Raw genomic sequence first — 26,720 nt, 5'->3', positions numbered from 1 at the left:
GTCACCGTGCGGGGGCGGCTTCGATCCGCGTCGGCACGGTCGGGGGCGCACAATTGTTGTGAGCCAACTCACACTTTAATGTAGGACCGGCATGTTTCACAAACTCGCACGATGCTCCCACCATATGAGGGATTTCGTGTCCGACGGCCACCGCCCGCCACAGATTTCGCAATGGCGAGTTTGCGCGATTCGCGGTGTCGCAACGCCCTCGGATCGCGTGGGGCTTCGTGTTTCGGTGAGTAGGGTCGGCGTGTCTTGCTGGCGGAGGTGAGGGGGAAAAAAAACAAAAACGCCCCGGCGAACCGGGGCGTTGAAGGAAACGATTTAACGCTTCGAGTACTGCGGAGCCTTGCGAGCCTTGTGCAGACCAGCCTTCTTGCGCTCGACGACACGGGAGTCGCGGGTCAGGAAGCCAGCCTTCTTCAGGGCGGCACGGTTGGAATCGCGGTCGATCGCGTTCAGCGCGCGAGCCACGCCGAGGCGGATGGCGCCGGCCTGGCCGGTCACGCCGCCGCCGTCAACGAGGACGATGACGTCGAACTTGTTCTCGAGCTTGAGCAGAACGATCGGAGAGTTGACCTCGCGCTGCTGCAGGCGGCTCGGGAAGTACTCCTCGAGCGTGCGGCCGTTGATCTTCCACTTGCCGGAACCCGGCACGAGGCGGACGCGGGCGACAGCCTCCTTGCGGCGGCCGGTGCCATAGCCCGGAGCGATCACGGAGGTACCGGTGCCGGCGCCAGCGTTGGTCTCGGTGGTGTACGAAGTGAGCTCTTCCTCGGTCTCCTGGACCGCGGAGTTCTGGTTGTTGTCAGCCATTATCGTGGATCTCCTTTCGGTCTCGGTTACTTAGCCTGCTGAGAGATCTGCTTGATCTCGAACACAGTCGGCTGCTGGCCAGCGTGCGGGTGCTCGGAACCGGTGTAGATGTACAGGCGGTTGAGCTGCACCTTGGCCAGGCGGTTCTTCGGAAGCATGCCCTTGACGGCGGTGCGGATGATGCGGGCCGGGTCCTTCTTGAGGAGCTCGGCGTAGCTATCGGCGCGCAGGCCACCCGGGAAGCCGGAGTGCTGGTAAAGGTTCTTCGCGAGCTTCTTGCCGGAGAGGGCGATCTTGTCAGCATTGATGATGATGACGTTGTTGCCCTGATCGGCGTACGGCGCGAAGGACGGCTTGTTCTTGCCACGAAGCAGGTTAGCCGTCTGGGATGCGAGGCGACCGAGCACCACGTCGGTGGCGTCGATGACGTACCATTCGTGGCTGAGGTCTGCCGGCTTAGGAGTGAAAGTCTTCACTGTTCAACCTTTTCTTGTCATTGTGTTTCGAACGTCAGTGGTTAATAACGTTCTTGATTTCCGTGGGCTCCCTGAAAGTCCGATGCGAGTGGGACAGCGCTTTCCGGACCCTTGGAAGACACAACAGTCGCCCATTATAAGGGGACATCCCCGATATTTCAAACCTCCGCGTCGTTGCAATCCGGTTCGGCGTGTCGCGGCTTTTCCGCGACGACGGGAGGCGTCCGCGCATGGCATCTCGATTGCACATGGCGTCGCACCGCGTCAAAGCCAGGCCGTCATATCAAGCACCATCCGCGGGGTTCGCAGCGCGGATTCACAGCGTGGATTCACAGCGTGGATTCACGCCCCACGGGGACAGCGACATACGAAAGGGCGCCGGGATAATCCCGGCGCCCTTGGGATGCCGTTCGCTGTAGCGAGCGTTCAGACCGGCCAGCGCTCAATCAGCGCCCGGTCGGCACTCGGTCAGCACTCGGACTCAGCGACCATACTTCTTGGCAAGGCTCTCGTTCATGACCTTGGACAGCGACAGCAGACGCTCGTTGTCGAAGAGGTCGTCGAGCAGAATCGGGTTCTTCTTGCCATCGGCCAGCGGAACGCGCCAGTTGGGATACTCGTTGTTGGTACCCGGCTGGTTCTGCGCACGACGTTCGCCGACGCCGTCCACGATTGCAGCCGCGAGCAGCTTGCTCGGGGCATCGCACAGGGCAACGTGCATGGCCTCGATGATGTCCTGCTCGTGGGAGGCCTCGTCCTTGCGCCATTCGGCGGGCATGTACCCGTTGTTCTCGAGCATGTCGAGCAGACCGTTGTGCTCCTCCTCGGCCGAGGCCTGGAACTCCTCGACGGAGGTGGTCAGCAGACCGAGCTCCTGGCGGATCTTGACCTGCTCGTAGTTGAGGTAGCCGGCAGTCGGCGGCATATCGTGCGTCGTCACAGAGGCGAGCGCGTACTCGCGCCACTTCTTCGGCGGCACGAAACCGTCCTCGTCCTGCGCGTACCACTCGATGACGCAGCCCATGAGGCCGTGTGACTTGAGGGAGTCGGCCACGTAGTCCGGCACCACGCCGAGGTCCTCGCCCACGACGACGCCGTTGGCGCGGTAGGCCTCGAGCGCGAGGATGCCGAGCATGATGGCGGAATCGTAGTAGACGTAGGTGGCGTCCTTGGCGGTGTTGCCTTCGGGGATCCACCACAGGCGGAACAGGCCGAGAACGTGGTCGATGCGCACGGCGCCGGCCTTCTGGAACATGCCGTGGACCATGTCACGGTACGTCTGGTAGCCGGTGTTGGCGAGGTCGATCGGGTTCAGCGGAGGCTGGCTCCAGTTCTGGCCCTGCTGGTTGAAGAAGTCCGGCGGGGCACCGACGGTCGCGCCCTTGGCGAAGCGCTGCGGGTTCCACCAGACCTCGGCGCCCTGCGGGTGCACGCCGACGGCCATATCGGCCATGAGGCCGATCTTCATACCGGCTTCCTGCGCCTTCTTCTGGGCTGCGGTCAGCTGCTCGTCGGCGATCCACTCGAGCCACTTGTAGAACTCGAGGGTATCGGGGTACTGCTTGCGCAGGTCCTTGACTTCCTTGGAGTCCTTGGTGAGGCGGTTCTCCCACGACTCGGGGTCATCCTCCGGGGCGCCCCACTTGTCATAGCACAGGCACCAGGTGGCGTATGCCTCGAGGTCGCCGCCGGCCTCTTCGACGTACTTGTCGAAAACGGCCTGGCGGTCGAGGGAACGACCGGCCTTGAAGATAAGCCACAGCGCGGGGACCTTGGCCTTCCACATGGCGTCGCGGTCGACGAAGTCCGGATCGGTGTTGTTCACGGCGACGCTCTCATGCAGCTTGGCGATCTCGGCCTTGGCCTCGTCGTCCAGACGCTCGTATTCCGGAACGGCTTCCGGACGGATATACGAGAAGTTGATGAAACGGCGGGAGATCGGCAGGTACGGAGACGGCGTCAGCGGGGCGACGGGCTCCGCGGCGTGCACCGGGTTGATGAGGATGAAGTCGGCGCCGGTTTTCTCCTTGGCTCCGGCAAGCAAGTTGCCGAGGTCGTAGAAGTCACCCACGCCCCACGATTCCTTCGAACGGATCGAGTAAAGCTGCGCCATCCAGCCCCAGAGCTGGCCGTTCTGAAGATCCTTGATGAGGTTGACGCGCTTCGGTGCGCTGATGAGGGTGGCGTCGGCCGTGCGCTTGCCCGCGGAGACGTGCAGCGTGTGGTAGCCGAGCGGAAGGTCTGCGGGAATGACAAGGGCCGAGTTGACGACCAGATCGCCGTTCAGCGGATACGCCGGGGATCCGTCACCGGGCTCGGACGTGATGACGCCCTGGTACTCGGTGCCGTCCTCGAGGGTGATGGTGGCGGACGGGACGTCCAGCGGACCATGGTTGACGAGAACGCGGGATTCCTGACCCTCCACATGGAGGACGGTCGGTTCCACGAGACGGGCGTGCTTCTCATCCTCGAGATCGCCCAGGGCCTTCTTGGCCTTCTCATCGGTGCTGGCATCAACGTCAAGCGCCTTGAGGATCTTGATCAGAACGTCGTCGGAAATCTCGACGAACTCACCCTGCTGCCCGTTGTAGGACGTGGCGACGCCATGTGCCTTTGCAAGTCGAATGAGCGGCCGGGCAAGACGCTCTTCGCTTTCCGAATCTTGTTTTTTGCTCATGCCTACAAGACTAGAGCAAAGAACGCCGCAAACCACGCGCGTCGGGGAAAATCGGCCGAAAATTTCCGTAAAAGAATCACGATGCCGTCCATCATGCAGCGGTTCGGTGACGCGACGGGCTCTCGCGTCTTACCGGAACCCCACGACGCGCCAACGTCAACGGGCATGGCAAAGTGCCGGAACCCGGGGAGGGGCCGCGCATGGAATGCACGGGGCAGGCTCCGGCTGGTATGCCTTGTCGGTCAAATAACCGTTGGTCATACGGATGTTGGTCAGACAGCCATTGGTCATACAGCCGTCAAAGATATGGCCGTTCGTCATGTTCCTGCATGACTCCGCCATGCGTTTGCCATGTTCCGTCAAGTATCTGTTCCGTTATGTTTCTGTCATGCTCCGTCATGTGTTTGCGCAGATCGCCCGCCCGGGGGACGCCCACGCCGGCTTCGTCTGCAGCCGAGGCCAGACGGAACAGATTCAGACGGAACAGGTCACTGCAAAAGATGCTGCTCCGAAAGATGCTGCTCCGCCGCGTGGCGCACGTCGGGCACGGAGTCCTGTGCGAGCCGGTGCAGGGTGTCTTCGGAAGCGTTGGGGTTCAACGCCACCGCACGACGCACCATGGCCGCGAGCACAGCCGGTCCCTTGAAATCCTCCTCGAGTCCCATCTGGGCCAGGAAGTCCAGGGTTTCCGGACCGATCTGCGGATCTTCCGCTCCTTCCATTCGCATTTTCCAGGATGTCTGTTTGTTCTTGAGTGCCGATTCGCGGACCGACACATCGGGATCCTTCGTCAGCAGTCCGACGAGCCAGTTCTTGTCATCCGTGTTCGCGGCGACCGCGGCACGGACGGTTTCGTCCGGATCGCTGGACAGCTTGACGAGGATATTCGGAAAGCGCATGCTTTCCGCGAGGTAGATGCGCTTCTCGACCGAGGTATGCAGGTTGCCGGCGACCGCCTCGAGAAGTGCCGTCGCTCTCGAGAACGCGGCGGCATCCTTGGGATCGGGCAACGGGCGCATGGCGAATGCGTCGAGCTCGGCGGTGTCGGTCGAGTGACGAAGATGGTCGTACATCTCGTTGAGCGTCGCCTTGCTCTCGTCGAAGCCCGAGTCGGCGTTCACGGCCGCCCCCCCGGAGTCCCCGGCGTTGCCTGCGTCATGCACGGTGTCTGCATCCTCCACGGCCGAATCCTCGACGACATTCGTATCGGAACCGGTTCCGGCGGCATCGTCTGTCTGGGAAACCCCCTCGTCAGCAACACCCGTCTCGGAATCATCCGCCCCGGAAGTTCCCGCATCGGCTACCGCACCCTCCCCGGCGGCATCCCCAGCGGCACCTTCCCCGACGGCTTCTTCCTCGACGAGCCCCTCTCCGGCGGCGCTCCCCTTGGCATCCTCATCCGCAGCGTCCCGTCCGACACTCATGCCGGTCGCCTCATCAGTCGTTTCGTCTTCAGCCATAGCTTTAGAATACCCTCTTCCGCTCAAATGTTCGAATCATGCATCGTCCGCAATGCGATTTTCAAGTGCCGCAACGCGTCCACGGCGTGTTGCGACATTGCGTAATGCACAGACGGTAACGCAAAACATCACGCACCACGCACAGGCACAGGCTCCGGGGCCTTATCGCAATCCTTTCGAAATATCCTGAAAACCCTACCGAATGCCGGCATCCGGTAAGCAACTGCGCCGTCACCCGGCATCTTCCACCGGAACGACCGTGCGCACATCGCCCAGCTTTTGCGCAATCACAGCACCCGCCGTGGCATCACGCAGCCGCACGACGAAAGAATCCGCCGCATCCTCGGGAATATCCACGCTCACGGTCACATCCGCGGCGAAATCCTCATGCGCCACCGTACCGCCGCAGGCGCGCACCAGTTGCAGCACCTGGTCATGGCGCGAATACCCCACGCGCATTTGGAAGCGCACACCCCGGGCGATGGTCGCGCGATGCGCCGCGGCAATCGCCTCGCCGGCGGCATTCGAATACGCGCGGATCAACCCGCCGCTTCCCAGAAGGATCCCGCCGAAATAGCGCGTCACGGTCACGACGCAATCCGTGAGGCCACGCGACCTGATGGCTTCGAGAATGGGCTTGCCCGCCGTTCCCGACGGCTCGCCGTCATCGCTCATGCGCTCGCCCATCGATCCGACGTCGACGCCCCACACCGCGGCATACGCCACATGGCGCGCCTTGGGATTCGCCTCCCGCACACGCTGTGCGAAGGCAATGGCGCTGTCGGGATCCTCGATATGGCAGATCTCGCCGATGAATTCGGATTTGCGGTCCTCATAGGTTCCCCGCGCCGGGGAACCGGCGTCGTCGAGGATTGTGGCAAGCGCAGTGTTCGTCGTCATAACCTCGTTCTAACAGCAGGGCATGTCAAAGGATGGCATGGTCGCAACAGGCACCGCCGCGAGCGCCGTCCCGCGTACCATGCCTCCGCGCCGTCATACGACGGCGTTGTAGTCGCCGCCCTGGATCCAGGAGACCACGGCCTGCACGCACTGTTCGGCGATGCCGCGGATGGCGGCGTCGGTGCGCCATGCGTTATGCGGCGTGATAACGGCATGGGGCTGCGAGCGCAGCGGATCGTCGTCGGGAAGGGGCTCGGTGTCGAAGACGTCGAGCCCGGCGGCGATGTCTCCGCGCGACAACCGGTCAAGCAAGGCGCCGTCTTCGATAAGCTGCGAGCGCGCCGTGTTGATGAGCAGGGCACCCGGATGGAGACGGTCGAGGAGGTCGCGGGTGACGATTCCCTTCGTCTCGGAGTTAAGCGTGATATGCAGGCTGACGATGTCGGATTGCTCGAACAAATCCTCGAGCGTGGGCACGGAGCGCACGCCGAGGGCCGCCGCCTCCTGTTCGTGCGGATGGCGCGACCACTCGGTGACGTTCATGCCCAGGCCCACGCCCATGCGCGCGGTGGCGCGGCCGATGCCGCCGAATCCCGCGATGCCGAGCGTCATGCCGCTCAGCTGCATGGCGTCGCAGCCGGGCCACCCGCCGTCTGCGTGCATGAGATCGTTCATCCGTCCCGTGTGTTTGGTCAGCTCGAACATGAGGGCGATGGCGTGTTCGGCGACGGACTGGTCGCCGTAATGGCGGGCGTTGCAAATCCTGACACCGCGTTCCTGCGCCTTGGGCACGTTCACGTAATTGGCCACGCCGGTGCCGCCGAAGGCGTAACACCGTACGGTCGACAGAGCGTCAAACAGGCTGTCGGAGACATGGAAGGCCAGAACGATGACGGCATCCGCACCCTGGGCGCGCTCGAGAATCGTGCTCTCGTCGGTGATGTCATGCTCGTCGACGTACATGCGTACGCGGGCGATTCCGGCAAAGCGGTCGATCTCCTTCTCGAAGAAGGCGGCGAGCGTCGGCGTGCAGTTGGGAATAACAACAAGGGGCAGGGAGTCCCGCTCCATATCGCGTTCTATAAGTCTCATGCGTCAACCATAGGGCAGCCGTGTGAACCGTTGTCCGTTCGGTCCGGCATCCGCGCATGCCGTGGGTCGGCGGCCGCACGGTGCGGACACAGCACTGTGGACGCCACGATGCGGGCCCCACACCGCGGACGCCACATCGCAGATGCATTTCCCCCGAATCGCTTCCCCAGGAATTCGCAGGTTGCCTCCACATAATCCTCACATCACAGTGTCTCCAGATACGATTTCCGGGGTGCGAGCGTCAACGCGTTCCGCTATGGTGATGGTAGGCGAGAGACAAGGGAGTACTTTCGCCCGCTAATCTTCAGGACGGGATAGACCGGAAGCAGGAGCGGGCGCTGGACGAACGGACGCGCCGGAGACATGAGGCGTGCCCTGATGTCCCCGCCCCTGCCGGTGCCCCTTGCCTCATCGAATCGTTTACGCCTTCTCGCGTTTTATGCCTTATCGTCAGCGTCATATCGCGGTTGCCCTGCATACAACGGATTTTCAAACATTCCGTCCCCTCGCTCCGCTTCCCCCACATCTTGCCAGGATGCGAACGGTCTTGCCACGACGCGAACCGCAATCGGGGAAACGGTGGACACGCCTAGTTTTCGAGGCGTTTCGCATCCTTTTTCGCCTGCTTGTACCGCGCCTTGTCCTCCTTGGCCTCGGCTTTGTTCTGGCGACGCACGGAGCGGTACTGCTCCCTGAGCGTCTTCAAGTCGCGCTTGATGCGCGTCTTCTCGTCACCGAGCTGCGCCGCCTCCGTGCGCATCTCGTCACGATGCCGCCTGTACGATTCCTCGCGACGCACCTCCTCGTCGCCCTTCCCTGGAGCCGGAAGGCGCCCCGTGGTGACGGTACGCAGCGCCGTGCTGAACAGCACCTTGAACGTGGCGATGACAAAGCGACGCTCCTCGGGATCCATGCCCTTGACCGCGTCCCGGATGGCGGGGAGGGCGTCGCGCCAATGCACGGCCATGTCGGAGAAACTCTCGAACCCCGTGGCCCGCAGGATGTCGAACAGGTCGGTCAGAACGCGTTCGCGCTCCCGCGGCGTGTAGCTCGCAATCCACGCGTTCATGGCGCGGCTGGAATAGCGGGTCCCTTCCGGAAGCCTGGGGACGCGCACGAAATCGCCGTCCACCACCTTCCACCGCATGGCGAAATGCTCGGTGATGCCGTGCCCCTCACTTTCCACCACCGTGAAATCCTCATGCGTTTCGAAAATCATGCCGATGATGGACGCCTCGGGCACCGTCTTATGCACGACGGGCGCGATGGCGGCGAAGTCGAGGGAATCGAGCACGCCTTTTTCGAAACCGGGGCCATCATGGGAGTACACGGCGCGGATGCGTGCACGCAGGGCGTCGGGCGCCTTCATGGCGGCGTAGACCGCGAGGTTACCGCCTTTGGAATGGCCGCCCAGCACGAGGTCGCGCCCCGTGGCCGCTGCGACGCGCCTGACATAGCGCGCCGCAGCAGTCTGCGAGGGTATGGGGCAGGTGAAGGCCATGTTGAAGTTCTCGACCCATGCGGCGACGGAATCCTCGGAGCCGCGGAAGGCGACGTATTCGGTTCCGTCGGGCAGAAGCGCGCAGACGGCGGCGAACTGTTTCTCGTGCCCGCGGGACGCGTCCTCGACGGACACATAGTTGCCGATGCGCACGTCACGGAAACGGGGGCTGACGGCCATGGCGGTCACCAGCGCGCACAGCGAGCTATAGGCGCCTTTACTGGGGAACATCTCATCGAAGTATTCGCTTTTGAGCAAGGCCGGAATCGGGATATATGCGGATTCGGGATCGGCGCCCTCCCCGTCGGGATCAAGCCGGGGCACGAAATCAGGCATATGCACGTAGGCGAGCTGTGACAGGACGAGGCTGTCGACATCCGACAGCGGCCTACTCTCGGGAAGCGGCCTGGCCTCATGAAGCGACGCCTCCGCCGTGGCCCGGTCCCGCGTCTGCGCCCCGTCGGGGGACGGGAAAGGGTCCATCTGGGTTCTGGCGTAATCGATGATGTTCGTCACATCTGCGATTCTACCGAGGCGCGGCCTGCCGCACAGCACCGGACACGCCTGTGCCATGCGGCGTGTCGTATCCGTCACGCCGCTGGGGCATTCCGCGCCCCGTCACGATTCGACGGATCCGCGCGCACAATCCCGTCCGGTGCCGGATACCCGTCCCCGGTCCGGGGACTTGCCGACCAGATGCGAGGAATCGAGCCCAAAGCCCACGGCATTCTTGCCAAAGCGCCGTCGCACCGAATCGATGGCCTTCTCCGCCTCCCCCGCCTTGGCCGAGGCGACGCTGGGCGTCGTCGCATCCTGCGCCTGCTCCCCCACCAAATCGTCGAAAGAAGGCTGGAACACCGCGCCGTGCGAGCTCTCCAGCGACGACACGGACACACCCACGAGACGAATGGGGCGGAACAGGCGCGTCTGCCGTCCGGAGTCCTCCGGCACATGCAACACGCCGCAGAGCAGTGCGCGTGCCGCGGGATAGATCTGCGCGACGGTGTTCAGCGGCTCGCGCACCGTATGCGAGCGCGACGCATACTGGAGGTCGTCATAGCGAATCTTCAACGTCACCGTATGCCCCACGAGCTGGCGCGAGCGCAGGCGCGAGGCAGCCTCGTCGCAGCAGGACCTCAGCAGGTCGGCGACGGGCCCGAGCGCGACCTGGTCCTCCTCGAAGGTGCGTTCGGCACCGATGGATTTCTCCGGTGCATGCACCACGATCTTGCGGTCGTCCTCGCCACGCGCAACAAGCCACAGGCGGTGGGCCTCGACGCGCGAGCCGGTGGCATGCCACAGGTCCTCTTCGCTGAGTTCGGCGAGCTGGGCGACGCTTCCGCAACCCCACGCCACCAGGGCTTTCTCGGTGGCCGGTCCGATGCCCGGCACGGCGCGCAGCGGCATGACGCGCATGAAATCGGCGTTGCGCGCCTTCGGAACGATCAGCATGCCGTCCGGCTTGGCGTTCGTGGAGGCGAGTTTGGCGATGAGCTTGTTCGACCCGATGCCGACGGAGCAGGTGACGCCCAGCGTGCTGTGCACGGTGGCGCGGATCCACGCGCCGATCTGCTCGGGGCCGCCCGGCCAGGCGCCGAGCGCACCGGAGACATCGAGATACCCCTCATCCACGGAGACTTTCTCGATAACGGGCGTGACCTGTTCGAAGATGGCGAAAACCCTGGCCGACATCTCGCGATAATAGGCCATGTCGACGGGAAGGAACACGCCGTCGGGGCACCGTCGACGCGCTGCCGAAACGGGCATGGCCGAGTTGACGCCGTATGCGCGCGCCTCGTAGCTGGCCGCGGAAACGACGGCCCGCGCACCGGTGCCGATGATGACGGGCTTGCCGGCGAGCTCGGGGTGGCGCACGATCTCGCACGAGGCGTAGAAGGCATCCATGTCGATATGCAGGATTGTGCAGCCGGCGGGATCATGCCCCCAGTCCCGTCTCGCCTCCTCAGGTCTCGGTGAAGTGCTCATGGCAACATTATGACGCGACACGCGGGGAAGACGCGGCGTGGCGGGGAAATCACGCGCTGCGACGACGCCCCCGGCGTCGCCGGTTTGCGATATCCGGCGGTTCTGTTATGATGTCATTTTGTTGCTTGGCGAATGAGCCTGGCGATAATTCAAGATGGAGACGTGCCTGAGTGGTCGATAGGGGCACCCTGCTAAGGTGTTAATCACGATTTTGTGGTTCGAGGGTCCGAATCCCTCCGTCTCCGCCAGAAAGGCTTCCGGTTTCCGGGAGCCTTTTTCGTTATCCGGCCGAGTTTTCCGCAGCGTGGCTTTCCCCCAACTCCCCCAGTTTCACAGCCCCACAGCTCCCCGGTTTCACAGCGCGACACGCCGGATTCGGATCGCCGGCCGCCGAGGCGCCGGGTTTGTGACAACAGCAACGGGGCCGGATCGGATATCCGATCCGGCCCCGCCGTTCCCCTCCATCGCGGTCCGCACGCCTGCGCGACGGAGGAATCGTGTTCTGAAACCCGCGTCAGTAGGCGCCGCGCAGACGGTGCGCCGCGCGATTCACGGCCTCGTCGGACGCTGTGACGGAGAAGCGCAGATGCGTCGGGTCTCCGTAGAATTCGCCGGGGGCGGGAACGATGCCGATATGTGCGAGCTCCTCCATATCCTCCCAGCACGTGGAGCCGATGGCCTCGACCCACACGTACAGGCCGCCCTGGGGAATCTCGGCGTCGGCATAGCCGAAATCGAGCAGGCCGTCGATAAGCGCATGGAGACGCGCCGCGTATTTGCGGCGTTGCGCGACCACCGAGGCATCGTCACCCAGGGCATAGGTCATGGCCGCTTGGACGGGGCCGGGGATGATCAGGCCGATCTGCTTGCGAATCGCCGCCATCTCGTCCACGATGGTCAGGTCGCCGGCGACGAAGGCCACGCGGTATCCGGCCATGTTGCTTTGCTTGCTCAGCGAGTAGAGGCACACGAGGTTGCTGGCGTCTCCCCCGCACACGCCCGGGTCGAGGATCGACGGGGCGCAGATATCCGCGAAGCCCTTCTTCGCACGCTCGGCGTCTTCCGCCGGGTCCGGCAGATACGGCATGGCGTGCGACTGCCCCTTCCACGACAGCAGTGCGTAGCATTCGTCGGAGATGACGACGGCACCGATGCGGCGGGCCGCCACGACGATATCATGCAGCTGGAAGGCGTTGAGGACCTTGCCGCTCGGATTGTTCGGCGAGTTCACCCACACGGCCTTGACACCCTCGATGTTCTCCCACGACGAGGTGTCCTCGATGGCGTCGACGGTGCGGACGGTCGCGCCCGCGAGCTGGGTGCCGATGGCGTAGGTGGGATAGGCGACCTTCGGCTGGACGACGACATCGCCTTCGTGCAGATGAAGAAGCGACGCCATGAGGGCGACGGCCTCCTTGGAACCGACGGAGGGGACGACGGACGCGCCGATGGCCTCGAGGTCGACGCCACGGTCACGGCGGAACCAGTCGTGGATGGCGCGTTGCAGATCGGGCGTTCCGACGGTGGCGGGGTATCCGTAGGCGTTGCGCGCGTTCGCCGCGTCGGCCAGCGCCTTCTGGACGCCCGGCGCGACGGAATCGACCGGCGAGCCTATCGACAGGTCGACGGCGCCTCCCGGGTGCTGCGCGGCGGTTGCGCGGAACGAGGAAACGCGGGACCAGTCATATGGAGTGGAATACGATGCGAAACCCATGGCAGGCGCCCGGCTCAGGCGTTGATATCCGCCGGAAGCGCCGCGACGCGGGGCTCGTCATGGCCGATGGAACCGGCCGCCGTGGCACCGCCCAGATCGCCGACCTCGGCGAAGAAGCTCACCGCGGCATCCTTGTACCAGGTCCAGTCCTCCGGAAGGTCGTCCTCGTAGAAGATGGCCTCGGTGGGGCACACGGGCTCGCAGGCGCCGCAGTCGACGCACTCGTTCGGGTTGATGTACAGCGTGCGCTGGCCTTCGTAGATGCAGTCCACCGGACATTCGTCAACGCAGGCCTTGTCCTTGACATCGACGCACGGCTCGGCAATCACATATGCCATGTCGGACTCCTTCCCGCCAGTTACAGGCGTTGTAAAACAGGCGAATCCCGTGGGATGCGCATAAACCTGTTACAAGGGTACGCCGTTTCGCGGACTCGAGGAAGCGCGAAACGAACCGGTCCAACCTGTCCCTTGCTCGCCTTTCAGCGGATGACGACGGGTTCGGGCACAAGGTCGATGTGGTAGGCGTCGTCGACGCCACGCCTGATGCATGAGGCGAGTCGCCATACATCGTCGAAAGTGGCGCCCCCGCGGTTCGTCAGCGCCAGGGTATGCACGGTGCTCAGGCCCGCGGAGCTCGGCTCCGCGCCATCGGCGGAATCCGCCGCAACGCCGGGAAGTCGGAAGCCCTTGTGGAATCCGGCGTGGTCGATGAGCCAGGCGGCGGAGGTCTTGACACCGGGAGTGCCGTCGGGCAACACGCCGGGATACTGAGGCGCGCCGTCGAGATACCGGCGCGCATGCTCGGCCGTGACCACGGGGTTGATGAAGAAGCTTCCGCAGCTCCAGCGGTTGTGATTGGGCTCGCCCGCCTCGGGAATCTCACGCTTGGTGCCCGCCATCCAGGGATTCGCGTATCGCGTGGGGTCCTCGAGCATATCCTTCGTGGCGCGAATCGAGAGAACGGCGGCGCGGATATCCGTCAGGTCCATGCGCGTGCCCTTCTCGACGCCGAGTGCCTTGGCCAGCTGCCCCATGCCGACGGTTCCCTGGCGGCTGCGGCGGAAGCGGTAGGTGACGGCGAGCACGACGTAGCGCGGGCTGGGGAACCATCGTGTTTCGCGACGGCCCTCCCCCGTACCTTGCACTTCCGGTGTCTCGTACATCGTGGCTTTGAGGGCGGAGAAGCGGTAGCCGAAGGCGAGGTTGTCATGCCCGATCTCCACGATGGCGCCGGCCTGCCGGTCCCAAGCTGTGACGGACAGGACACTGGACGCGACCTCCTGGCCATAGGCGCCGATGTTCTGGACGACGGACGCACCGACGGAACCGGGAATGCCGGACAGTCCCTCGATTCCCTCGTATCCTTCGGACACCGTCCAGGCCACGAAATCATCCCAATTGGCGCCAGCATCGGCCTCGACAATGACATCGCCGGAATCGCCAGGCGCAGAGCGCGACACACGGATGCCATCGCGCATGTCGCGCACCACGACGCCATGGAACGGCGCGTCGGAGACGAGCATATTGCTTCCCCCGCCGATAATGCACAACCGGGTGCCCTGTGCATCCGCACGGCGCACGGTGTCGATGACCTCGTCGCGCGTTTCTGGGCGGACGAACTCATCGATGGGGCCGCCGATGCGAATCGTGGTCAGGTCGGCGAAGGTGGGAGTCGTTTCGAACGCTGATGGTGTGGCCGGCATGTCGTTCTTCCTTGGACGGAGCCCGTCCGCCAGGCAGTCCGCCCCGAGGCTTCTTGGCGAAGTCGGGATGGGCTTGGGCACGGGCTGGTGGAATCGTGTGCGGATATGAAAAAAGCCCGGCGTACCGGGCTTTATGTAGCTTAAGTTAGCGAGTCTCGCGATGAAGCGTGTGCTTGCCGCAACGCGGGCAGAACTTCTTGAGCTCGAGACGGTCGGGCGTATTACGACGATTCTTCGTCGTAATGTAGTTACGCTCCTTGCACACGGTGCACGCGAGCGTGATGCCCGGACGAATATCGGCGCTCTTGCTTGCCATTTTCCACCTCTGTTTGTTTACCGTAATCACCAACGCAAAACTCGTTCGCGCGGTATTCGTAGCGAGAGAGTGACTCGAACACTCGACCTTACGATTATGAGTCGTACGCTCTAGCCAGCTGAGCTATCCCGCCATGGAGCCCCGGGCGGGAATTGGACCCGCGACCTCTTCCTTACCAAGGAAGTGCTCTACCACTGAGCTACCGGGGCGTGGCTGATAGTGGATTCGAACCACTGAAGGCAGTGCCGGCAGATTTACAGTCTGCTCCCTTTGACCGCTTGGGAAATCAGCCATCGCTCCTACTCGATCGGTTTCTCTCGAACCCTTTCGAGCGGCAACTTGGCTATAATGCCATGAATTTTCAAAGAACGCAACTTTTGCGAAACCGGCGTGTCGCGTTGCGTCGCATCATGCCTCCGAATGCCGCGAAGGCGCGCAATCCCAGCATTTTTCAACGATGCGACCTGGCGCAAAAGCACCATCGCGGGTCTCGGGGACTTCACACCCCGGCACAACAGACCGCGTACCAGGCAACCTTCCGCAGAACGCGACAGGCCACCCGCTCAGCGGATGGCCTGTCGAAAAAGATATCGCGAAGATGTCGCGTTCCGCGAATCGACCGATGTCTCAGCCGATGATCGCGAGGACGTCGCGCGCGGACAGGATCAGCAGATCCTCGCCGTCGTAGTGCACCTCGGTGCCGCCGTACTTCGAGTACAGCACCTTGTCGCCAACCTTGACGTCCATCGGGATGAGCTCGCCGTTATCGGCACGACGGCCCGGGCCAACCGCCAGGACTTCGCCCTGCTGCGGCTTCTCCTTGGCGTTCTCCGGAATGAACAGGCCGGACTTGGTCTGGGTCTCAGCCGGAGCCTGCTTAACAACAATCTTGTCTTCCAACGGTGTGAGCGAGATCGACACTGTGGACCTCCTCTTTCTATGTGTAAGAGAGTGACTACTGTCGCATGCCCGGCGTGCGGCGGCTGACGAAACACCTCGCGTCTTTCATGCGCTAGAACAAATACTAGCGCATGATTAGCACTCTGCAAACTCGAGTGCTAATTCTCGCCCACGGTGAAAAGAACCGAATCGCCACACTTCCGACGTCTTGGCCCGAGCCTGCGAACGGCATGGAGCGACGCCCACGAAACGACGAGGGCGGAGCCGCATCCTGCGGCATCCGCCCTCTTATGACTTATGACGCCGGGACTCGGCTTCGCATGCACCGGTTCCATACGGTGCCTTCACCATACGGTCGGTTTTCTCCAAGCGCCTATTTCTCGCGACGCCTCGCAAGAACGTCATCGAGGCGCTTCGAGACCTCGGCATCCTGCGCCGCGCGACGCGACGCCTGGCGCCGGGTACGCTCGGCCTCCTCGGCCTCCCGGACCTTCTCGGCGCGCTCCTGGGCCTCCTCGGCCGCGGCACGCCTGATTTCCGCGGTGTGTCCGCGCTCGGGAACGGCCTTGGCCACCTGCCGGTACGACTTGATCTCCGCGCTGCGCACCTCCGCCGTGGCCGACCCGGCCACCGAAGCCGACGCGGGCTCCCCCAGCGTGAACGACATAATCGTGGACGTCGGGGAATCGTCGGTCCCGTCATCCTGTGCGACGGGCAGCGGCATCATCTCGGCGCGGGCAAGGACGACTTTCGCGCGCCGACGGGCATCGGTGAAATCCGCGTCGTCCGGCGTCCCGCCATGCCGGGTACCGGACGTCCGGGCCATGGCCTCGGCGATGTCGTCGGCGCTCATGGCGGCGGTCGGGGTCTCGTCGATATCCTGGTCCGACGCGACGGGGCCGCGCCCCGCCCGCACGCCGATGCGGCCCTCCGGACGGCGGCCGACGGATGCGGCAGAGCCCTTCGAAGACTTCTTCGCGCCGTTGGACCGGACCGGGGCGGTCTGCGCCATCGGGCTCTGCGCGGCGGAGGTCTGCGCCGAGTCCTTTGCCGTCGTTATCGCTGACTTTTGCGGCGCGGACCCCTGCGACATGGACGACGTGGACGAGGCGTGGCCCATCACACCGGAGGCGGCCACCTCGCGCTCCCAGCGGCGGGCATGTGACGAGGCGCGGATACCAAAGCCCAGGACGACGGCCATGAGGCCGAGGGGAATCAGGCAGTAAGCCAAGGGGAAAGGCACGATGCGGGAGACCACCGCCATGACGACGCCCAGGGCGAAAAGAACGGACACGAGGATGCGGCGACGACGAATCTCACGCTTGCGCATCGCGCGAATCCTACGAACTCCTTCGCGCGTGAACACCCGTCGTCCCTGCGCCGGTTCCTCGGCATCATGTCGCTGCGTGACCATATCTTCCGTCCATTCCGGTGAGGCGGCGCGGCCGGCGCCGCCATCGTCTTCCCGCGCGTCCTTCGGTGCGTTCCCAGAGATATCCGTGGGGACATCCTTGGCGGCGCGGGGCGAGATAACGTTTCGTGACTCGCGGGACTGCGGAACCTGGGCGGGGGAAGCCGTACCGACATCCTTGCCGGCATCGAGGGACAATCCGCCGGAACGCTCGGTGCCGGCATCCATCCTGGAGCCGTTTTCATCATAATCGATGAGATGCATGGAATCCGAGTACCGGTCCGATTCATGACGGGTCGCGTTCTTCATGCCGCGGATTGCGCGCGTAGGGAACCACCACAGGACAAACGCCAGCAGAACCACGCAGACGAGAATTCCGCTGAACGATTCGTAGGTCATAGAGCCAACCATAAAGGAACCGCATGAAAAGGAAGAGGGGTTGGCGTGTCCTTCTCACAGAGGCGTCACACCGGCGTTCGAGATGCCGACATGCCTCGAAACAGCGGCGCGTCGCGGTCGGTATCGAACGGGATGGCGACGCCATCAGCGTCTCGGGAGACGGTCGATGACGCGACGCGCAACATCGGTGGCGAGGATGGAGAAGCACCGGTGGTCCCGCCACCTCTCGTTGACGAACATATACCCGCGCCGCACGCCCTCGTCGCAGAACCCGAGCTTCTGCACAACCCGCAGGGATCGGGCATTCTCGGGAAGGATGTCAACCTCGATGCGATGCAGGCGCGGACCCTCCGGGTCGAAGAAGGCCCAATCGCACACCATGGCTACGGACAGCGGCGCGAAGCCGTTGCCCGCCACGCGCTGGTCCACCCAATAGCCGACGATTCCGGCGCGCACCGCCCCGTAGGCGATGGCGCCGAGCGACACCTGCCCGACGATGCGGCCATCGTATTCCATCGCGAGCACGACGCCCTCCCCCTCACGCTCCGACGCCCGCTGGAGACGGATCCATTCGCCGAAGCCGATGCCCGGCCCGTGCAGCGGATCGTTCGAATCCCACGGAGACAGCCAGTCCCGGTTGCGCATGCGCACGTCGCTCCACTCCGCATCATCTCGTTCGGTCAGAGGGCGCAGTGCAAGGGACGGGTATCCCATCGGCGCCTCAAGACGCGCCGGCACCACGAACCCCTTGCCGTCATCCCCTTTGCCGTCCTCATGACGTGCAAAGCGGAAGGGGTCGCCCAGGCGATGCAACGAACGAAAGCTCATGCCACCATGCTAATCCGCGCAATGCATGATGCGCGGCGGTTCGGCCGGCGCCCCTATCGTCCGCGGGCACCGCCCCGTGCACTGAAGACCGGCCACGCCGAAGGCTACGCTGGGAGATGACTGGGACACGACGCCGCATGCCGCGAGCGCATGCCGCGAGCGCGCGGAGCGAGACCCGCGCAACGGAACCCGCAGAACGAACCCGTGCAACGAAACCCACAAAGGAGAAGCCCATGGCCGACACAATCCGTCCGTCCGGGAAGCATCCGGCACCCGAGGCCCTGGGAACATCCGGAAACCCGCACGCATCCGGAAACCCGGGCGCATCCGAAACCGGGGACGCGCCTGAAGTCCCGGGCGTGTCCGAGCTGAAGCAGGATCTGCGCCGGGAAGCATATGGGCAGCGTCGCGCGCACATCACCGGTTGGCGCGCCGCCATCCGCCCCAGCGACGTGCTCCGTCTGGAAAGTCGCCTGCGCCGCGGTTCGGAAACGCAGGGTGCGGGCACTGTCGCGGCTTTCGAACCCATCCGCCGGGAACCGGACATGGGGCCGCTCATCTCCTGGTTCAAGTCCCGCGGCGGGCGCGTTCTCGTTCCGGCAATGGACATTGCGCAGGCCCCGGACGTGGAATCGATGACGGTGCCCAGCGGCAGAAGGCTGTCGATTGGATGGCGGCTTCACGATGACACCCCGCCGGAGCAGCGACCCATCGTCACGGTGTCGCAGCCGCTTGCGCAGGCCGATCTGCTGTTCATTCCGGCGCTGGCCGTTGACCGGGCGGGGACGCGTCTGGGGAGGGGCGCCGGGTGGTATGACCGCGCCCTGACACACCGAAATCCCGAGGCGTGGCGCATCGCCGTCATCTGGCCGTGGGAGCTTCGCGACGCCCCGCTGCCATCGCAGGCGCATGACGTGCCCATGGATATCGTCCTGACATGCAAGGGAATCGTTCCGATCAGCGACCGCGCCAAGAATGCACTGGACTGACGGTGCACATGGATTGACGGTGCAGATAACCGATGCCGCGGCTGGCCAATGCCGCGTCCGACTCTGGCCAATGCCGCGTCCGACTGATGCGAGAGCCGGCGCCATACCGCGGACCGGTGACCTGTTCTGTGAGCGAAACAGACGCGGATGTCGGCATTCTGGCTAGGATAAGCATCAGCCGTCGCCGCGGGCCGTTCGCGCCGCCGCACGCGGTGCGCCGCGTGACGGATTCGCACCGCAGGGTGATTCACACCGCAGAGCGACCCACACCGCGGACGGCGGAAGGATGTTCTCTCGAAACGCAAAGGACGACCAGTGCCGACTTATCACTATCGCTGCAAGAACTGCGGCTATGACTTCACCGTTCAGCGTTCCTTCTCGGAAGGTCCGCTGACCGAATGCCCGCAGTGCAAGGCTGACCAGGTTCATCAGGTCTACTCCGCCGTGCCCATCACCTTCAAGGGCAGCGGCTTCTACCACACCGACAAGGACAAGAGCTGACGGTACGCGCATAGCCCTTCTCCGACCGCTTCCGGAACCCTCCTGACGGGATTGTTCCGGAAGCGGTTTTGTCTTGGGACAAGGCACGCCGAAAAACACCCCGGAAAGCGACGCGGGCGGAAGTTATCCACAGCCCTCGCCGTGCGCGTGACCTTCGTCCACATTGTTCGCTTCCCCGGCGTGTCGGTTTGCTCCCCTCCTAGGTTCGAGGCATGACATTCCTTGCGTCGGCGAGGCGCGGGACAAGCGGCGCCCGTTCCTCGACACCGATACTCACCAGCCGCCGCCGGGGCATCCTGCTCCGTCGCATCGCCTGCGCGGCATGCGCCGGGCTTCTCGCCTGGTGCATCGTCTCGGCCATCGGGGCGTCGAATAAAACGCGGCTTATCGCGGTGGCGGCGCGTGATATCGCCGTCGGCGAGACCGTCCCGGCCTCCGCCCTGGCCACGGCATGGGTGGCGCAGGACGACGTGTCGTCCCATGCGTATCCGGGAGAGGACGTGCAGTCATGGACCCCCGGCGTGGCGCAGATCGACATCGGGCGAGGCATGCCCATTATCCGAGGCATGGTGTCGGGGTCCGTCAGAGTCGCCCAGGGCATGACCACGGTGGATGTGACCCTCGCCAGCACGACCAGGCAGCTTCGCGTCGGCGACACCGTGACCCTGATGGTGTCGGGCGCATGCCCATCGATGGCTGGCGTGGGCGGCTCGACCGGGACGGGCGACGGGGCTGATATCGGCAACGCGACCGATGCCGGCGGCTCGACAGGAATTGGCGACGCGACGCACTGCGTTCTCGCCCGCGGCGTCACGGTCATGCATGTGCCCGATGAGGAGGATTCGACATCGATTCTGGGCGAACCCACGGGAACGGCCACCTTCGCCCTGACACCCGGGGATGCGCTGACCGTGCTGTCCGTCGGTGACGATCGCCCGATCATTGCGGTCAGCGAGGGAACGCCGCCGGTTACGGGCGGCGCAGGCGATCCCACCGGCACAGGAGATTCCGCCAATACGGGCGAACCCGCGAATACGAACAATCCCTCCGATACAAGCGCCCCCTCCGATACAAGCGCCCCCTCCTGGGGCGTTGGCCCGAAGGAGGGATCGTCATGACATGGAGAATCAGGCTCCTGCCTGCTTTCGTTCGGAGAACACGCCCCAATGCGGGGGAAGCTCGTCAAGGATCCGGCGGTCGTCATCGCGGTCCTTCGACTCCTCGCTGCGCAGATCCTCGGGGTCGAGCTTCACGCCGTCGGCGTCGAACCATTCGGTTCCGCGACGCACGACGCGCGGATGGCGTCGACGCCCCGAGGCCGACAACGGAGCCGGCTGTGAAGCGGACGAAGACGCGGACGACGCGGCGTTCTCCGGCCGTCCGCCGTCTGACACGATGCGCACATCGTCTGTCACAGGTCATCACCCTCAAGCTGCGAGAGCTGACCGACCACGCGATCGACCTCCTTGTCGGGATCGACGAACGCGGCCACGCTCCAGATGAACGACACGGACCAGCCGAGGCTGCGCAGGTCGTCGACGCTGAAGCGGTAGCGCTGGCGCAGCGAGCGGATGGACATGAACTGCGCATCGTCGGTTTTGATGGCGAGGCGGTACGGGCGTCCGGGGAAGCCGACGACGAGCGGGATCTGGATTCCGTTGTCGAAACCGTAATTCGTCTCTACGGCGAGGCCGCGGGACTTGATACGCTCGGCGAGGTCGTTGATGATAACGTCCGAGGACGGATGAGCGGTCGGCTCGGGCATCTTGTCGGCAAGGTGCTCGCACCACACCAGCATCTCCTTGAGCAGTTGCGTGCCCGGCTGGCGGAGACGGTCATCTTCCATGTCTTCCGCACTGAAGGTGCTGACGATGTTGGTGCGGGCCGTCGCGAGCGCCAGCGCGTCGAGAAGCATCCCGTCGCTTCCGGGCTCCTCCATGACGCCGAACTGCTGGACCATATGCTTGGGCTGCCCCTTGGCGAAGCTGCAGGCGATGATGACGTCGTCCGCCGCGGCTCCGGCGACCTCGGTGATGTTGACGATCCTGACGTGGCGCAGGAAGTCGCGCAGACCCGGGGTGCGCTGGGCGCGGGACTTGAGCTCGGCGCCAATGCGAATGCGGTTGGTGTCGGTCAGGCACACGATGGAAAGCATGTAGTGCCGCGGAAGCACTTCGTACTCTGCCGCGCGCGCCTCTACGATATCCGCGACCGCCTTCACCTCCTGCTTCGTCGACTCCACGATGCCGCTGTTCTCTTCGGGAATGCCGATGCCGTCGACCTTCATGTACTGGACGTCTCCGCGCACGCGCCCGGTGGACAGCGAGTAGCGGATGTCGCCGTACCCGTGGTCGGACAGGAAGCGGGTCAGGCGGGAGTCACGGTGCGACGGGTTCGACAGCGTGTTGACCTGCGCGAGGTACGGGATGAGGCGTTTGATGGCCGGGGACGACAGCGTCTGCTGGTGTCCGAAGAACACGACGTTGTCGACGCGCGAGAGAACCGTGAGGACCTCGATAGGGGTCATATGCGCGGAGGCGTCGATGATGGCGACGTCGGCGATACGCCCCTGCCCGGCCTGGGCCGCGAGAGTGGCCGGAGCCGCGACGAGAATCGGCCTGGCGGCCCTGAGAATCGTCGAGAAATCCTTGTGCAGGCGGGTGAACGGCAGCACGGTAGGCGTCGCCAGAAGCGTATGCAGCTGGTTGGCCTCCTGCGAGTGCGCGTACAGCGTCTCCGAGAGGCGCTTCGTCATCTCCTGCGCGGCCATGGGGCCGATGGACCTGACGTGCTCGACGTCGACCTGCGTGAACCGATCGGCGGCCTGGGTCAGGGCGGAGCTGTCCTGGTTGGCCACGATCGGCGACTGGCGCACGATGAGGTTGAACACGGTGGCCCACCACGACAGGAGGAACTCATCGGGGGCGCTGTCGGGGTCGACGCCGCGGGCGCGCAGGTCGTCGACGAGCTCGGAGAGTCCGGCCTTGGCGATCTCGCGCTCCAGCGTGCTGCGTTCGGGAAGCGTGTTCAGCGACTTGTGGTCATCGTACAGAAGGCGAAGGCGGTCCTCGAGGGACTGGAAGTCGATCGTTTCCAGGTCGGCGCCTTCCGGCGTCGTGGCGAGGATCGAGTTCATCGCGGTCAGGTCGCTGGACAGCGACTCCTGCACGGTGATGATGTCATCGAGCTCGTTGGGCAGCACCGGCCACTGGCCGTGGGGAACGAAAGTGCGCCATTCCTCGCTTTCCTTCAGCGCCACGATCAGCGCGGAGCGAATGTCGTCGACATGCGATCCCACGCGCAGAAGGCTCTTCGCCTCCTTGACGAGGTGGCGGCGTTCGTGCATGCCAAGGGTGGTGCCGTTCTTCTTGCGGTCCTCCTTCGACTTCGTCGCCTCGATCATGGCGGGGATGTCACGCTGGAAGATGACGGGCTGGAACACGTCCATGACGCGGCGCAGGTTGCGCAGAACCGCCACCTGGCGGGCCCATTCGGACGCGTCCTTGGGCAGCTGGAAGCCACAGGTCTTCGACGTCTCCGCGATCTGTTCGCGCACGGCGGGAAGCGTATCCGTCAGAAGGCGCACGACGCGCTGGTATGCGTCCACCGCCTCGTCCTCGTTGAATACGGACGCGTGATACCACGGCGTGTCATCGGGGCCTATCTCGAATTCGCCGAGCTTGCCCGCACGGCGAAGCTTCTCGCCCCACGCCTCCTTGGAGTCTGCGACGCGACGAACCGTGTCGGCGCTCAGGCGCACGCGCGTGGACGGATGGGTCGGGTTGCTCGAGATGCGCGCCAGGTTCTCGATGACCTGGTACGCCGACACGTTCCATTCGCCGTTGCGCGCATGAAGATCGCCCAGATAGCGGTTCAGGCGGCCTCTCACGCCCACAAGCTCATCGGCAAGCTGGTCGAAGCGGTTGCCCGCCTCTCCCCCGCGGAAACCGACGGCGGTGACGAGCTGGGAGTCGAGCTTGGCGTTGAAGTCGGGGTCGGACATGTCTCCGAGCAGGGACGTCATGTCGTTGACCCTGGCCTCATGGAGGAAGCGATACTTCTGTTCCGGGACGCCCGGCACGTACAGGGCGACCTTCCCGCTGAGCGCCACGCGCGAGGCGATGGACAGGGCCTGCGCCGCGGTGTCGTCGATGACGGAGACGTTCACGAAAACGGAGTCCCCTTCGGCGGCGAGCTTGGCGGCATACCTCGTGGCGTTGCTCACATCACCCGCCTCGAGTTCGTCGTGCGGGTCGCAGTCCTCGGGAGAATACTTGGGCAGCCTGCGGTTGAGCATGGCGTACTTGGCGCGTTCGTCCCCGGCGAGGACGGCCAGCGGCAGGCTCGGGGAGCTGCCGCGGTCCATGGCGTCGATGATGCGCGCGGAATCGGCGAGCAGAAGCGTCGACGATTCGATGAAGCTGCCGAGGATAAGCTCGGATTTGATGGAGAACCCGGGGATCTTCGACCCGGCCCGCGTGCGGATCAGAGCGAAGAGCTCGGCGGTTTCCGGCGCCTTGCCCCCGTAGTTGGAGGAGTCCATGAGGTCGTCGGCGTCGAGGATGACGCCTTGGCGTCTCATGGCATCGACGAAAGCCGTATTGATGGACGCGGCCCCCGTGAAGCGGATGACGCTTTGCGAAAGGCGGGCGTCCTCACTGTCGGCGCCGTCGACGGTCACCGGGTACAGCAGCACCGGGATACGGTGGTCCTCCCACTGGGCGATGCCGACGGACAGCGACAGGCTCGCGGTTCCGTCGGTCCTCTCCTTGGCGTGGAAGCCCTTGAGGACCTTGGCGAGGTTGCGCTCGGCGGTTTTAAGAAAACCGATGTCGCGAAAAAGCGAACTCAGCTGTACACGACCCGATGCGAAGAGCTGGGCTATTCCCGTCGGGTGCGCGTGCGTCAGGTCAAGCCGGTCCGACAAGCGCGACAGGTCCTCCATGGGCGTCGAGCCATGGCTGCGCTTGTAGTCGAAATACCACCGGCGCACGGCGTCCATCGACGATTCCTCGTGCACTGGCGCGGCGACCTTCTGCGGCTGCTGCTCGAGCGCGGGGCCCGCGGCATCCGCCCCCTGCCCGGCGGCGGTGCCGTTGACATTCACGGCGGCGTTAGAGTCCGTCACAATTTCACTTCCTTAGCTTCCATGACTTGTATCCGGCGTTCGCATCCAGCGCCGCCTTCACGTCGGCGTTGCTCATCGCCTCAAGCCATGCGTACAGATCTCCGTACAGGCGCGGGTTCATCGCCAGGAACGGCAGCAGCTCATCATGCTGCGCGATCTCGAACTGGCGCTCGTAATCCGCCGTGCCGCGGGCCTCCCTGATGGTGAAGCCGTCGATGACACGTTCGTCATCCACCTGCTGCTGCGCCGTGGGATACTCTCCGCGGGACAGACGATCGAGCACGGAGCCGGCATCATAATGAGGATTGGTGACCGGAACGGAAAAGGAGGGAGAGTCGTCTTCCTGAGGGGAGGCATCCCGCTGGGGCATCTGATGAGATGCGAAGCGGGCATCGGCGGCGGAGGCCTGCTCCGCCACGGGATGGGATTCCTGCGTCACACCGGCCGCATCAGGTTCGAAGGCCTGGGCCTGTTCACCGGTCGGCATGAAACGCGCGTCATCGGCGGAGGATTCCGTTCCGTCGGCGAAGCCTGCCCCGTAGCCATGGTAGCTGCCCTGGCCGGCGTATGCCTGCGTCTGACGAGACGCGGCGACGTCGGCCTGTTCGAGCTGCTCCTGCGCCTGGACGGACTGAGTCCGAACGGGCTGCGACTGGGCGAATTCGGTCTGGGCGGGACGGAACCGCACGTCCTGCTCCGACGCATCCTGGCGCATCAACGTCTGCTGGGGCTCCGTCGTGACGGACTGCGTCTGCGAGGAACGATAGAAAGGATCGGCATCGGAGGCAGCGGAATTCGTCTGTGCAGCATTCGTTTCCATGGCATTCGGTGCGGCTGTCTCGGCAGCCGCGGTGCCGGCAGCGTCGGTTTCGACAGCAGCTGTGTTGGCATCGGTGCTGGCAGTCAGATGAGCCGTGGCGACAGGCGTCGTCTCGGGCGCCGTGCGCGCGAAGTCATCGGATGCAGCGGGCGTCTGACCGACAGCATCCGGAGCAGATGCGACCGGAGCAGATGTGGCTGGAACAGAGACGGCCGGAACAGAGGCATCCGGAACCGTAGCGCCCGAAGTCGCGGGGTTCGAAGCCGCAACGTCAGGAACAGCAATGCCAGGAACGGCAGCGTCAGGAACGGCCGTGTCAGGAACGGCGGTGTTGGAAACGACGGTGTTGGGAACGGCAGTACGCGTGGTCGACGGTTCCGCGGACCGTGCGGTGACCGGCGTCGTTGCCGCGAAGGCCGCGGCGCGGGAATCGACGGTCTGAGCGGAGGAGGCCGTCGCCGGGGTGTCCGGAGATGCAGTGACGTATCCCTGGGACAGACCGGACGTATCGAGATCGTGCACACGTCCGCGGACGGCACCGGCATCGAAAGCCGTCGTCGGCTCGCCGGCCCGCACATCGAGGATCTGGTCGACGCTCATGGCGCCGTTGGCGGCGGCGGCGATGTCCTCGGGAGACAGGTTGTCGAAAAGACTGGCCACCGGATGCTCGCCCGTCTCGTCGGACGACACCTCGCGGAAGTCGATGGGCTTGTCACCGAACTGCAGGTGCATCGGCGAGCGCTGGAAGGTAATCTGCGTGCCGAGGGGAACTCGCATCAGCGCACCGTCGTCGCGCACGACGAACGATCCGTTCGTGGACCCCAGGTCCTCGAGAATGGCACGGCCATAGGAGTCGACGGACAGCTTGGCATGACGCTTGCTCATCGACTTCTCGGGATCGTCGATATCGACGCGACGGGTGGCCTCGGTCTCCACCATCGGACGGATGGGCTTGCGTCCCACGACGACGGATTCGCCGGGTCTCACACGTGTGAGCTCGACGCCATCGACTTCAATCGCCCAGAGCACATCGCTCGCACCTTCGACCACGGCTACCTCCTTGTTATTCATGGACATGCAGTCTCTGCTATTTTGTCATGC

The 26,720-nt window shown here is 64.5% G+C and carries 21 protein-coding genes and 4 tRNA genes; 4 read left to right on the top strand and 21 right to left on the bottom strand.

The features are described 5' to 3' along the window. Positions 1-324: 324 nt before the first annotated feature. The 8 genes from rpsI to dinB form a co-directional block, all read right to left on the bottom strand. Positions 325-816 (bottom strand): 30S ribosomal protein S9, encoded by a 492-nt coding sequence (rpsI, locus tag PSRA_RS01370; protein WP_094660073.1) that lies wholly within the window; start codon positions 814-816, stop codon positions 325-327. Between the two features lie 26 nt (positions 817-842). Continuing rightward, entirely contained in the window at positions 843-1,292 is a 450-nt protein-coding gene (rplM, locus tag PSRA_RS01365) for a 50S ribosomal protein L13 (RefSeq protein WP_094660072.1), read from the bottom strand. Between the two features lie 481 nt (positions 1,293-1,773). After that, positions 1,774-3,969, bottom strand: coding sequence for a 4-alpha-glucanotransferase (gene malQ, locus PSRA_RS01360; protein ID WP_094660071.1), 2,196 nt, complete (start codon positions 3,967-3,969; stop codon positions 1,774-1,776). Positions 3,970-4,457: 488 nt separating this feature from the next. Next, positions 4,458-5,150, bottom strand: coding sequence for an AbrB family transcriptional regulator (locus PSRA_RS01355; RefSeq protein WP_094660219.1), 693 nt, complete (start codon positions 5,148-5,150; stop codon positions 4,458-4,460). Between the two features lie 510 nt (positions 5,151-5,660). Beyond that, the gene (locus tag PSRA_RS01350; RefSeq protein ID WP_094660070.1) at positions 5,661-6,329 is read right to left on the bottom strand and encodes an IMPACT family protein; all 669 of its coding nucleotides are present in this window, start codon (positions 6,327-6,329) and stop codon (positions 5,661-5,663) included. A 93-nt stretch (positions 6,330-6,422) separates the two neighbouring features. Beyond that, positions 6,423-7,421 (bottom strand): NAD(P)-dependent oxidoreductase, encoded by a 999-nt coding sequence (locus PSRA_RS01345; protein ID WP_094660069.1) that lies wholly within the window; start codon positions 7,419-7,421, stop codon positions 6,423-6,425. A gap of 589 nt (positions 7,422-8,010) precedes the next feature. Beyond that, positions 8,011-9,495, bottom strand: a complete 1,485-nt coding sequence (locus PSRA_RS01340; protein WP_094660068.1) for an Mbeg1-like protein — start codon at positions 9,493-9,495, stop codon at positions 8,011-8,013. A 45-nt stretch (positions 9,496-9,540) separates the two neighbouring features. Continuing rightward, complete coding sequence (gene dinB, locus PSRA_RS01335; protein WP_094660067.1) at positions 9,541-10,908, bottom strand: DNA polymerase IV; 1,368 nt, start codon at positions 10,906-10,908, stop codon at positions 9,541-9,543. A 156-nt stretch (positions 10,909-11,064) separates the two neighbouring features. Here dinB and PSRA_RS01330 point away from each other — a divergent pair. Beyond that, positions 11,065-11,156 (top strand) — tRNA-Ser (locus PSRA_RS01330). A 266-nt stretch (positions 11,157-11,422) separates the two neighbouring features. Here the strand turns inward: PSRA_RS01330 and dapC are convergent. The 10 genes from dapC to PSRA_RS01280 all read right to left on the bottom strand — a co-directional run bounded on the left by dapC (position 11,423) and on the right by PSRA_RS01280 (position 18,067). Next, entirely contained in the window at positions 11,423-12,622 is a 1,200-nt protein-coding gene (gene dapC, locus PSRA_RS01325; RefSeq protein ID WP_094660066.1) for a succinyldiaminopimelate transaminase, read from the bottom strand. A gap of 14 nt (positions 12,623-12,636) precedes the next feature. Then, positions 12,637-12,960 carry a ferredoxin gene (gene fdxA, locus PSRA_RS01320; protein ID WP_094660065.1) on the bottom strand — a complete coding sequence of 108 codons (324 nt, stop codon included), beginning with the start codon at positions 12,958-12,960 and terminating at the stop codon, positions 12,637-12,639. A 143-nt stretch (positions 12,961-13,103) separates the two neighbouring features. Next, entirely contained in the window at positions 13,104-14,327 is a 1,224-nt protein-coding gene (locus tag PSRA_RS01315; protein WP_094660064.1) for a UDP-N-acetylmuramate dehydrogenase, read from the bottom strand. 145 nt (positions 14,328-14,472) lie between these two features. Then, entirely contained in the window at positions 14,473-14,643 is a 171-nt protein-coding gene (gene rpmG / locus PSRA_RS01310) for a 50S ribosomal protein L33 (RefSeq protein WP_094660063.1), read from the bottom strand. Between the two features lie 59 nt (positions 14,644-14,702). Then, a tRNA-Met gene (locus PSRA_RS01305) sits at positions 14,703-14,776 on the bottom strand. A 1-nt stretch (position 14,777) separates the two neighbouring features. Next, positions 14,778-14,852: transfer RNA gene (locus PSRA_RS01300), tRNA-Thr, on the bottom strand. A gap of 1 nt (position 14,853) precedes the next feature. Further along, positions 14,854-14,935 (bottom strand) — tRNA-Tyr (locus PSRA_RS01295). Positions 14,936-15,270: 335 nt separating this feature from the next. Then, complete coding sequence (groES, locus tag PSRA_RS01290) at positions 15,271-15,564, bottom strand: co-chaperone GroES (RefSeq protein ID WP_094660062.1); 294 nt, start codon at positions 15,562-15,564, stop codon at positions 15,271-15,273. A 352-nt stretch (positions 15,565-15,916) separates the two neighbouring features. Beyond that, the gene (locus PSRA_RS01285) at positions 15,917-17,353 is read right to left on the bottom strand and encodes a hypothetical protein (protein ID WP_094660061.1); all 1,437 of its coding nucleotides are present in this window, start codon (positions 17,351-17,353) and stop codon (positions 15,917-15,919) included. A gap of 144 nt (positions 17,354-17,497) precedes the next feature. Continuing rightward, complete coding sequence (locus PSRA_RS01280) at positions 17,498-18,067, bottom strand: GNAT family N-acetyltransferase (RefSeq protein WP_169712462.1); 570 nt, start codon at positions 18,065-18,067, stop codon at positions 17,498-17,500. 347 nt (positions 18,068-18,414) lie between these two features. Between PSRA_RS01280 and PSRA_RS01275 the strand changes: the two genes are divergently transcribed. From PSRA_RS01275 to PSRA_RS01265, 3 genes are all read left to right on the top strand, one after another. Then, positions 18,415-19,170, top strand: a complete 756-nt coding sequence (locus PSRA_RS01275) for a 5-formyltetrahydrofolate cyclo-ligase (RefSeq protein ID WP_158216283.1) — start codon at positions 18,415-18,417, stop codon at positions 19,168-19,170. A 315-nt stretch (positions 19,171-19,485) separates the two neighbouring features. Then, on the top strand, positions 19,486-19,671 hold the full coding sequence (locus tag PSRA_RS01270) for an FmdB family zinc ribbon protein (RefSeq protein WP_094660058.1): 186 nt from the start codon (positions 19,486-19,488) through the stop codon (positions 19,669-19,671). A 212-nt stretch (positions 19,672-19,883) separates the two neighbouring features. Continuing rightward, a complete protein-coding gene (locus PSRA_RS01265) occupies positions 19,884-20,789 on the top strand; it encodes a CpaB family protein (protein ID WP_094660057.1) in 906 nt (301 codons plus the stop codon). A gap of 9 nt (positions 20,790-20,798) precedes the next feature. Here PSRA_RS01265 and PSRA_RS01260 read toward each other — a convergent pair whose 3' ends face one another. The 3 genes from PSRA_RS01260 to PSRA_RS01250 all read right to left on the bottom strand — a co-directional run bounded on the left by PSRA_RS01260 (position 20,799) and on the right by PSRA_RS01250 (position 26,669). Then, positions 20,799-20,996 carry a hypothetical protein gene (locus PSRA_RS01260; protein WP_094660218.1) on the bottom strand — a complete coding sequence of 66 codons (198 nt, stop codon included), beginning with the start codon at positions 20,994-20,996 and terminating at the stop codon, positions 20,799-20,801. Positions 20,997-21,082: 86 nt separating this feature from the next. Further along, a complete protein-coding gene (locus tag PSRA_RS01255) occupies positions 21,083-24,673 on the bottom strand; it encodes a helicase (protein WP_094660217.1) in 3,591 nt (1,196 codons plus the stop codon). Positions 24,674-24,803: 130 nt separating this feature from the next. Next, positions 24,804-26,669, bottom strand: a complete 1,866-nt coding sequence (locus PSRA_RS01250; RefSeq protein ID WP_158216282.1) for a variant leucine-rich repeat-containing protein — start codon at positions 26,667-26,669, stop codon at positions 24,804-24,806. Positions 26,670-26,720: the final 51 nt, after the last annotated feature.

The organism is Pseudoscardovia radai, from assembly GCF_002259605.1.
GTDB classification, from domain to species: Bacteria; Actinomycetota; Actinomycetes; order Actinomycetales; family Bifidobacteriaceae; genus Pseudoscardovia; species Pseudoscardovia radai.
This window is presented reverse-complemented; position numbering and strand designations above follow the sequence as displayed.

Bases quoted from the DNA above. Each gene is read 5' to 3' on its own strand.
- malQ (WP_094660071.1), bottom strand. From the start codon at position 3,969: ATGAGCAAAAAACAAGATTCGGAAAGCGAAGAGCGTCTTGCCCGGCCG.
- PSRA_RS01315 (WP_094660064.1), bottom strand. From the start codon at position 14,327: ATGCCGGCCACACCATCAGCGTTCGAAACGACTCCCACCTTCGCCGAC.
- PSRA_RS01280 (WP_169712462.1), bottom strand. From the start codon at position 18,067: ATGGGATACCCGTCCCTTGCACTGCGCCCTCTGACCGAACGAGATGAT.
- rpmG (WP_094660063.1), bottom strand. From the start codon at position 14,643: ATGGCAAGCAAGAGCGCCGATATTCGTCCGGGCATCACGCTCGCGTGC.
- dinB (WP_094660067.1), bottom strand. From the start codon at position 10,908: ATGAGCACTTCACCGAGACCTGAGGAGGCGAGACGGGACTGGGGGCAT.
- dapC (WP_094660066.1), bottom strand. From the start codon at position 12,622: ATGGGTTTCGCATCGTATTCCACTCCATATGACTGGTCCCGCGTTTCC.
- PSRA_RS01265 (WP_094660057.1), top strand. From the start codon at position 19,884: ATGACATTCCTTGCGTCGGCGAGGCGCGGGACAAGCGGCGCCCGTTCC.
- PSRA_RS01255 (WP_094660217.1), bottom strand. From the start codon at position 24,673: ATGGACGCCGTGCGCCGGTGGTATTTCGACTACAAGCGCAGCCATGGC.
- PSRA_RS01340 (WP_094660068.1), bottom strand. From the start codon at position 9,495: ATGGCACAGGCGTGTCCGGTGCTGTGCGGCAGGCCGCGCCTCGGTAGA.
- PSRA_RS01345 (WP_094660069.1), bottom strand. From the start codon at position 7,421: ATGAGACTTATAGAACGCGATATGGAGCGGGACTCCCTGCCCCTTGTT.
- fdxA (WP_094660065.1), bottom strand. From the start codon at position 12,960: ATGGCATATGTGATTGCCGAGCCGTGCGTCGATGTCAAGGACAAGGCC.
- PSRA_RS01285 (WP_094660061.1), bottom strand. From the start codon at position 17,353: ATGACCTACGAATCGTTCAGCGGAATTCTCGTCTGCGTGGTTCTGCTG.
- rpsI (WP_094660073.1), bottom strand. From the start codon at position 816: ATGGCTGACAACAACCAGAACTCCGCGGTCCAGGAGACCGAGGAAGAG.
- PSRA_RS01275 (WP_158216283.1), top strand. From the start codon at position 18,415: ATGGCCGACACAATCCGTCCGTCCGGGAAGCATCCGGCACCCGAGGCC.
- PSRA_RS01350 (WP_094660070.1), bottom strand. From the start codon at position 6,329: ATGACGACGAACACTGCGCTTGCCACAATCCTCGACGACGCCGGTTCC.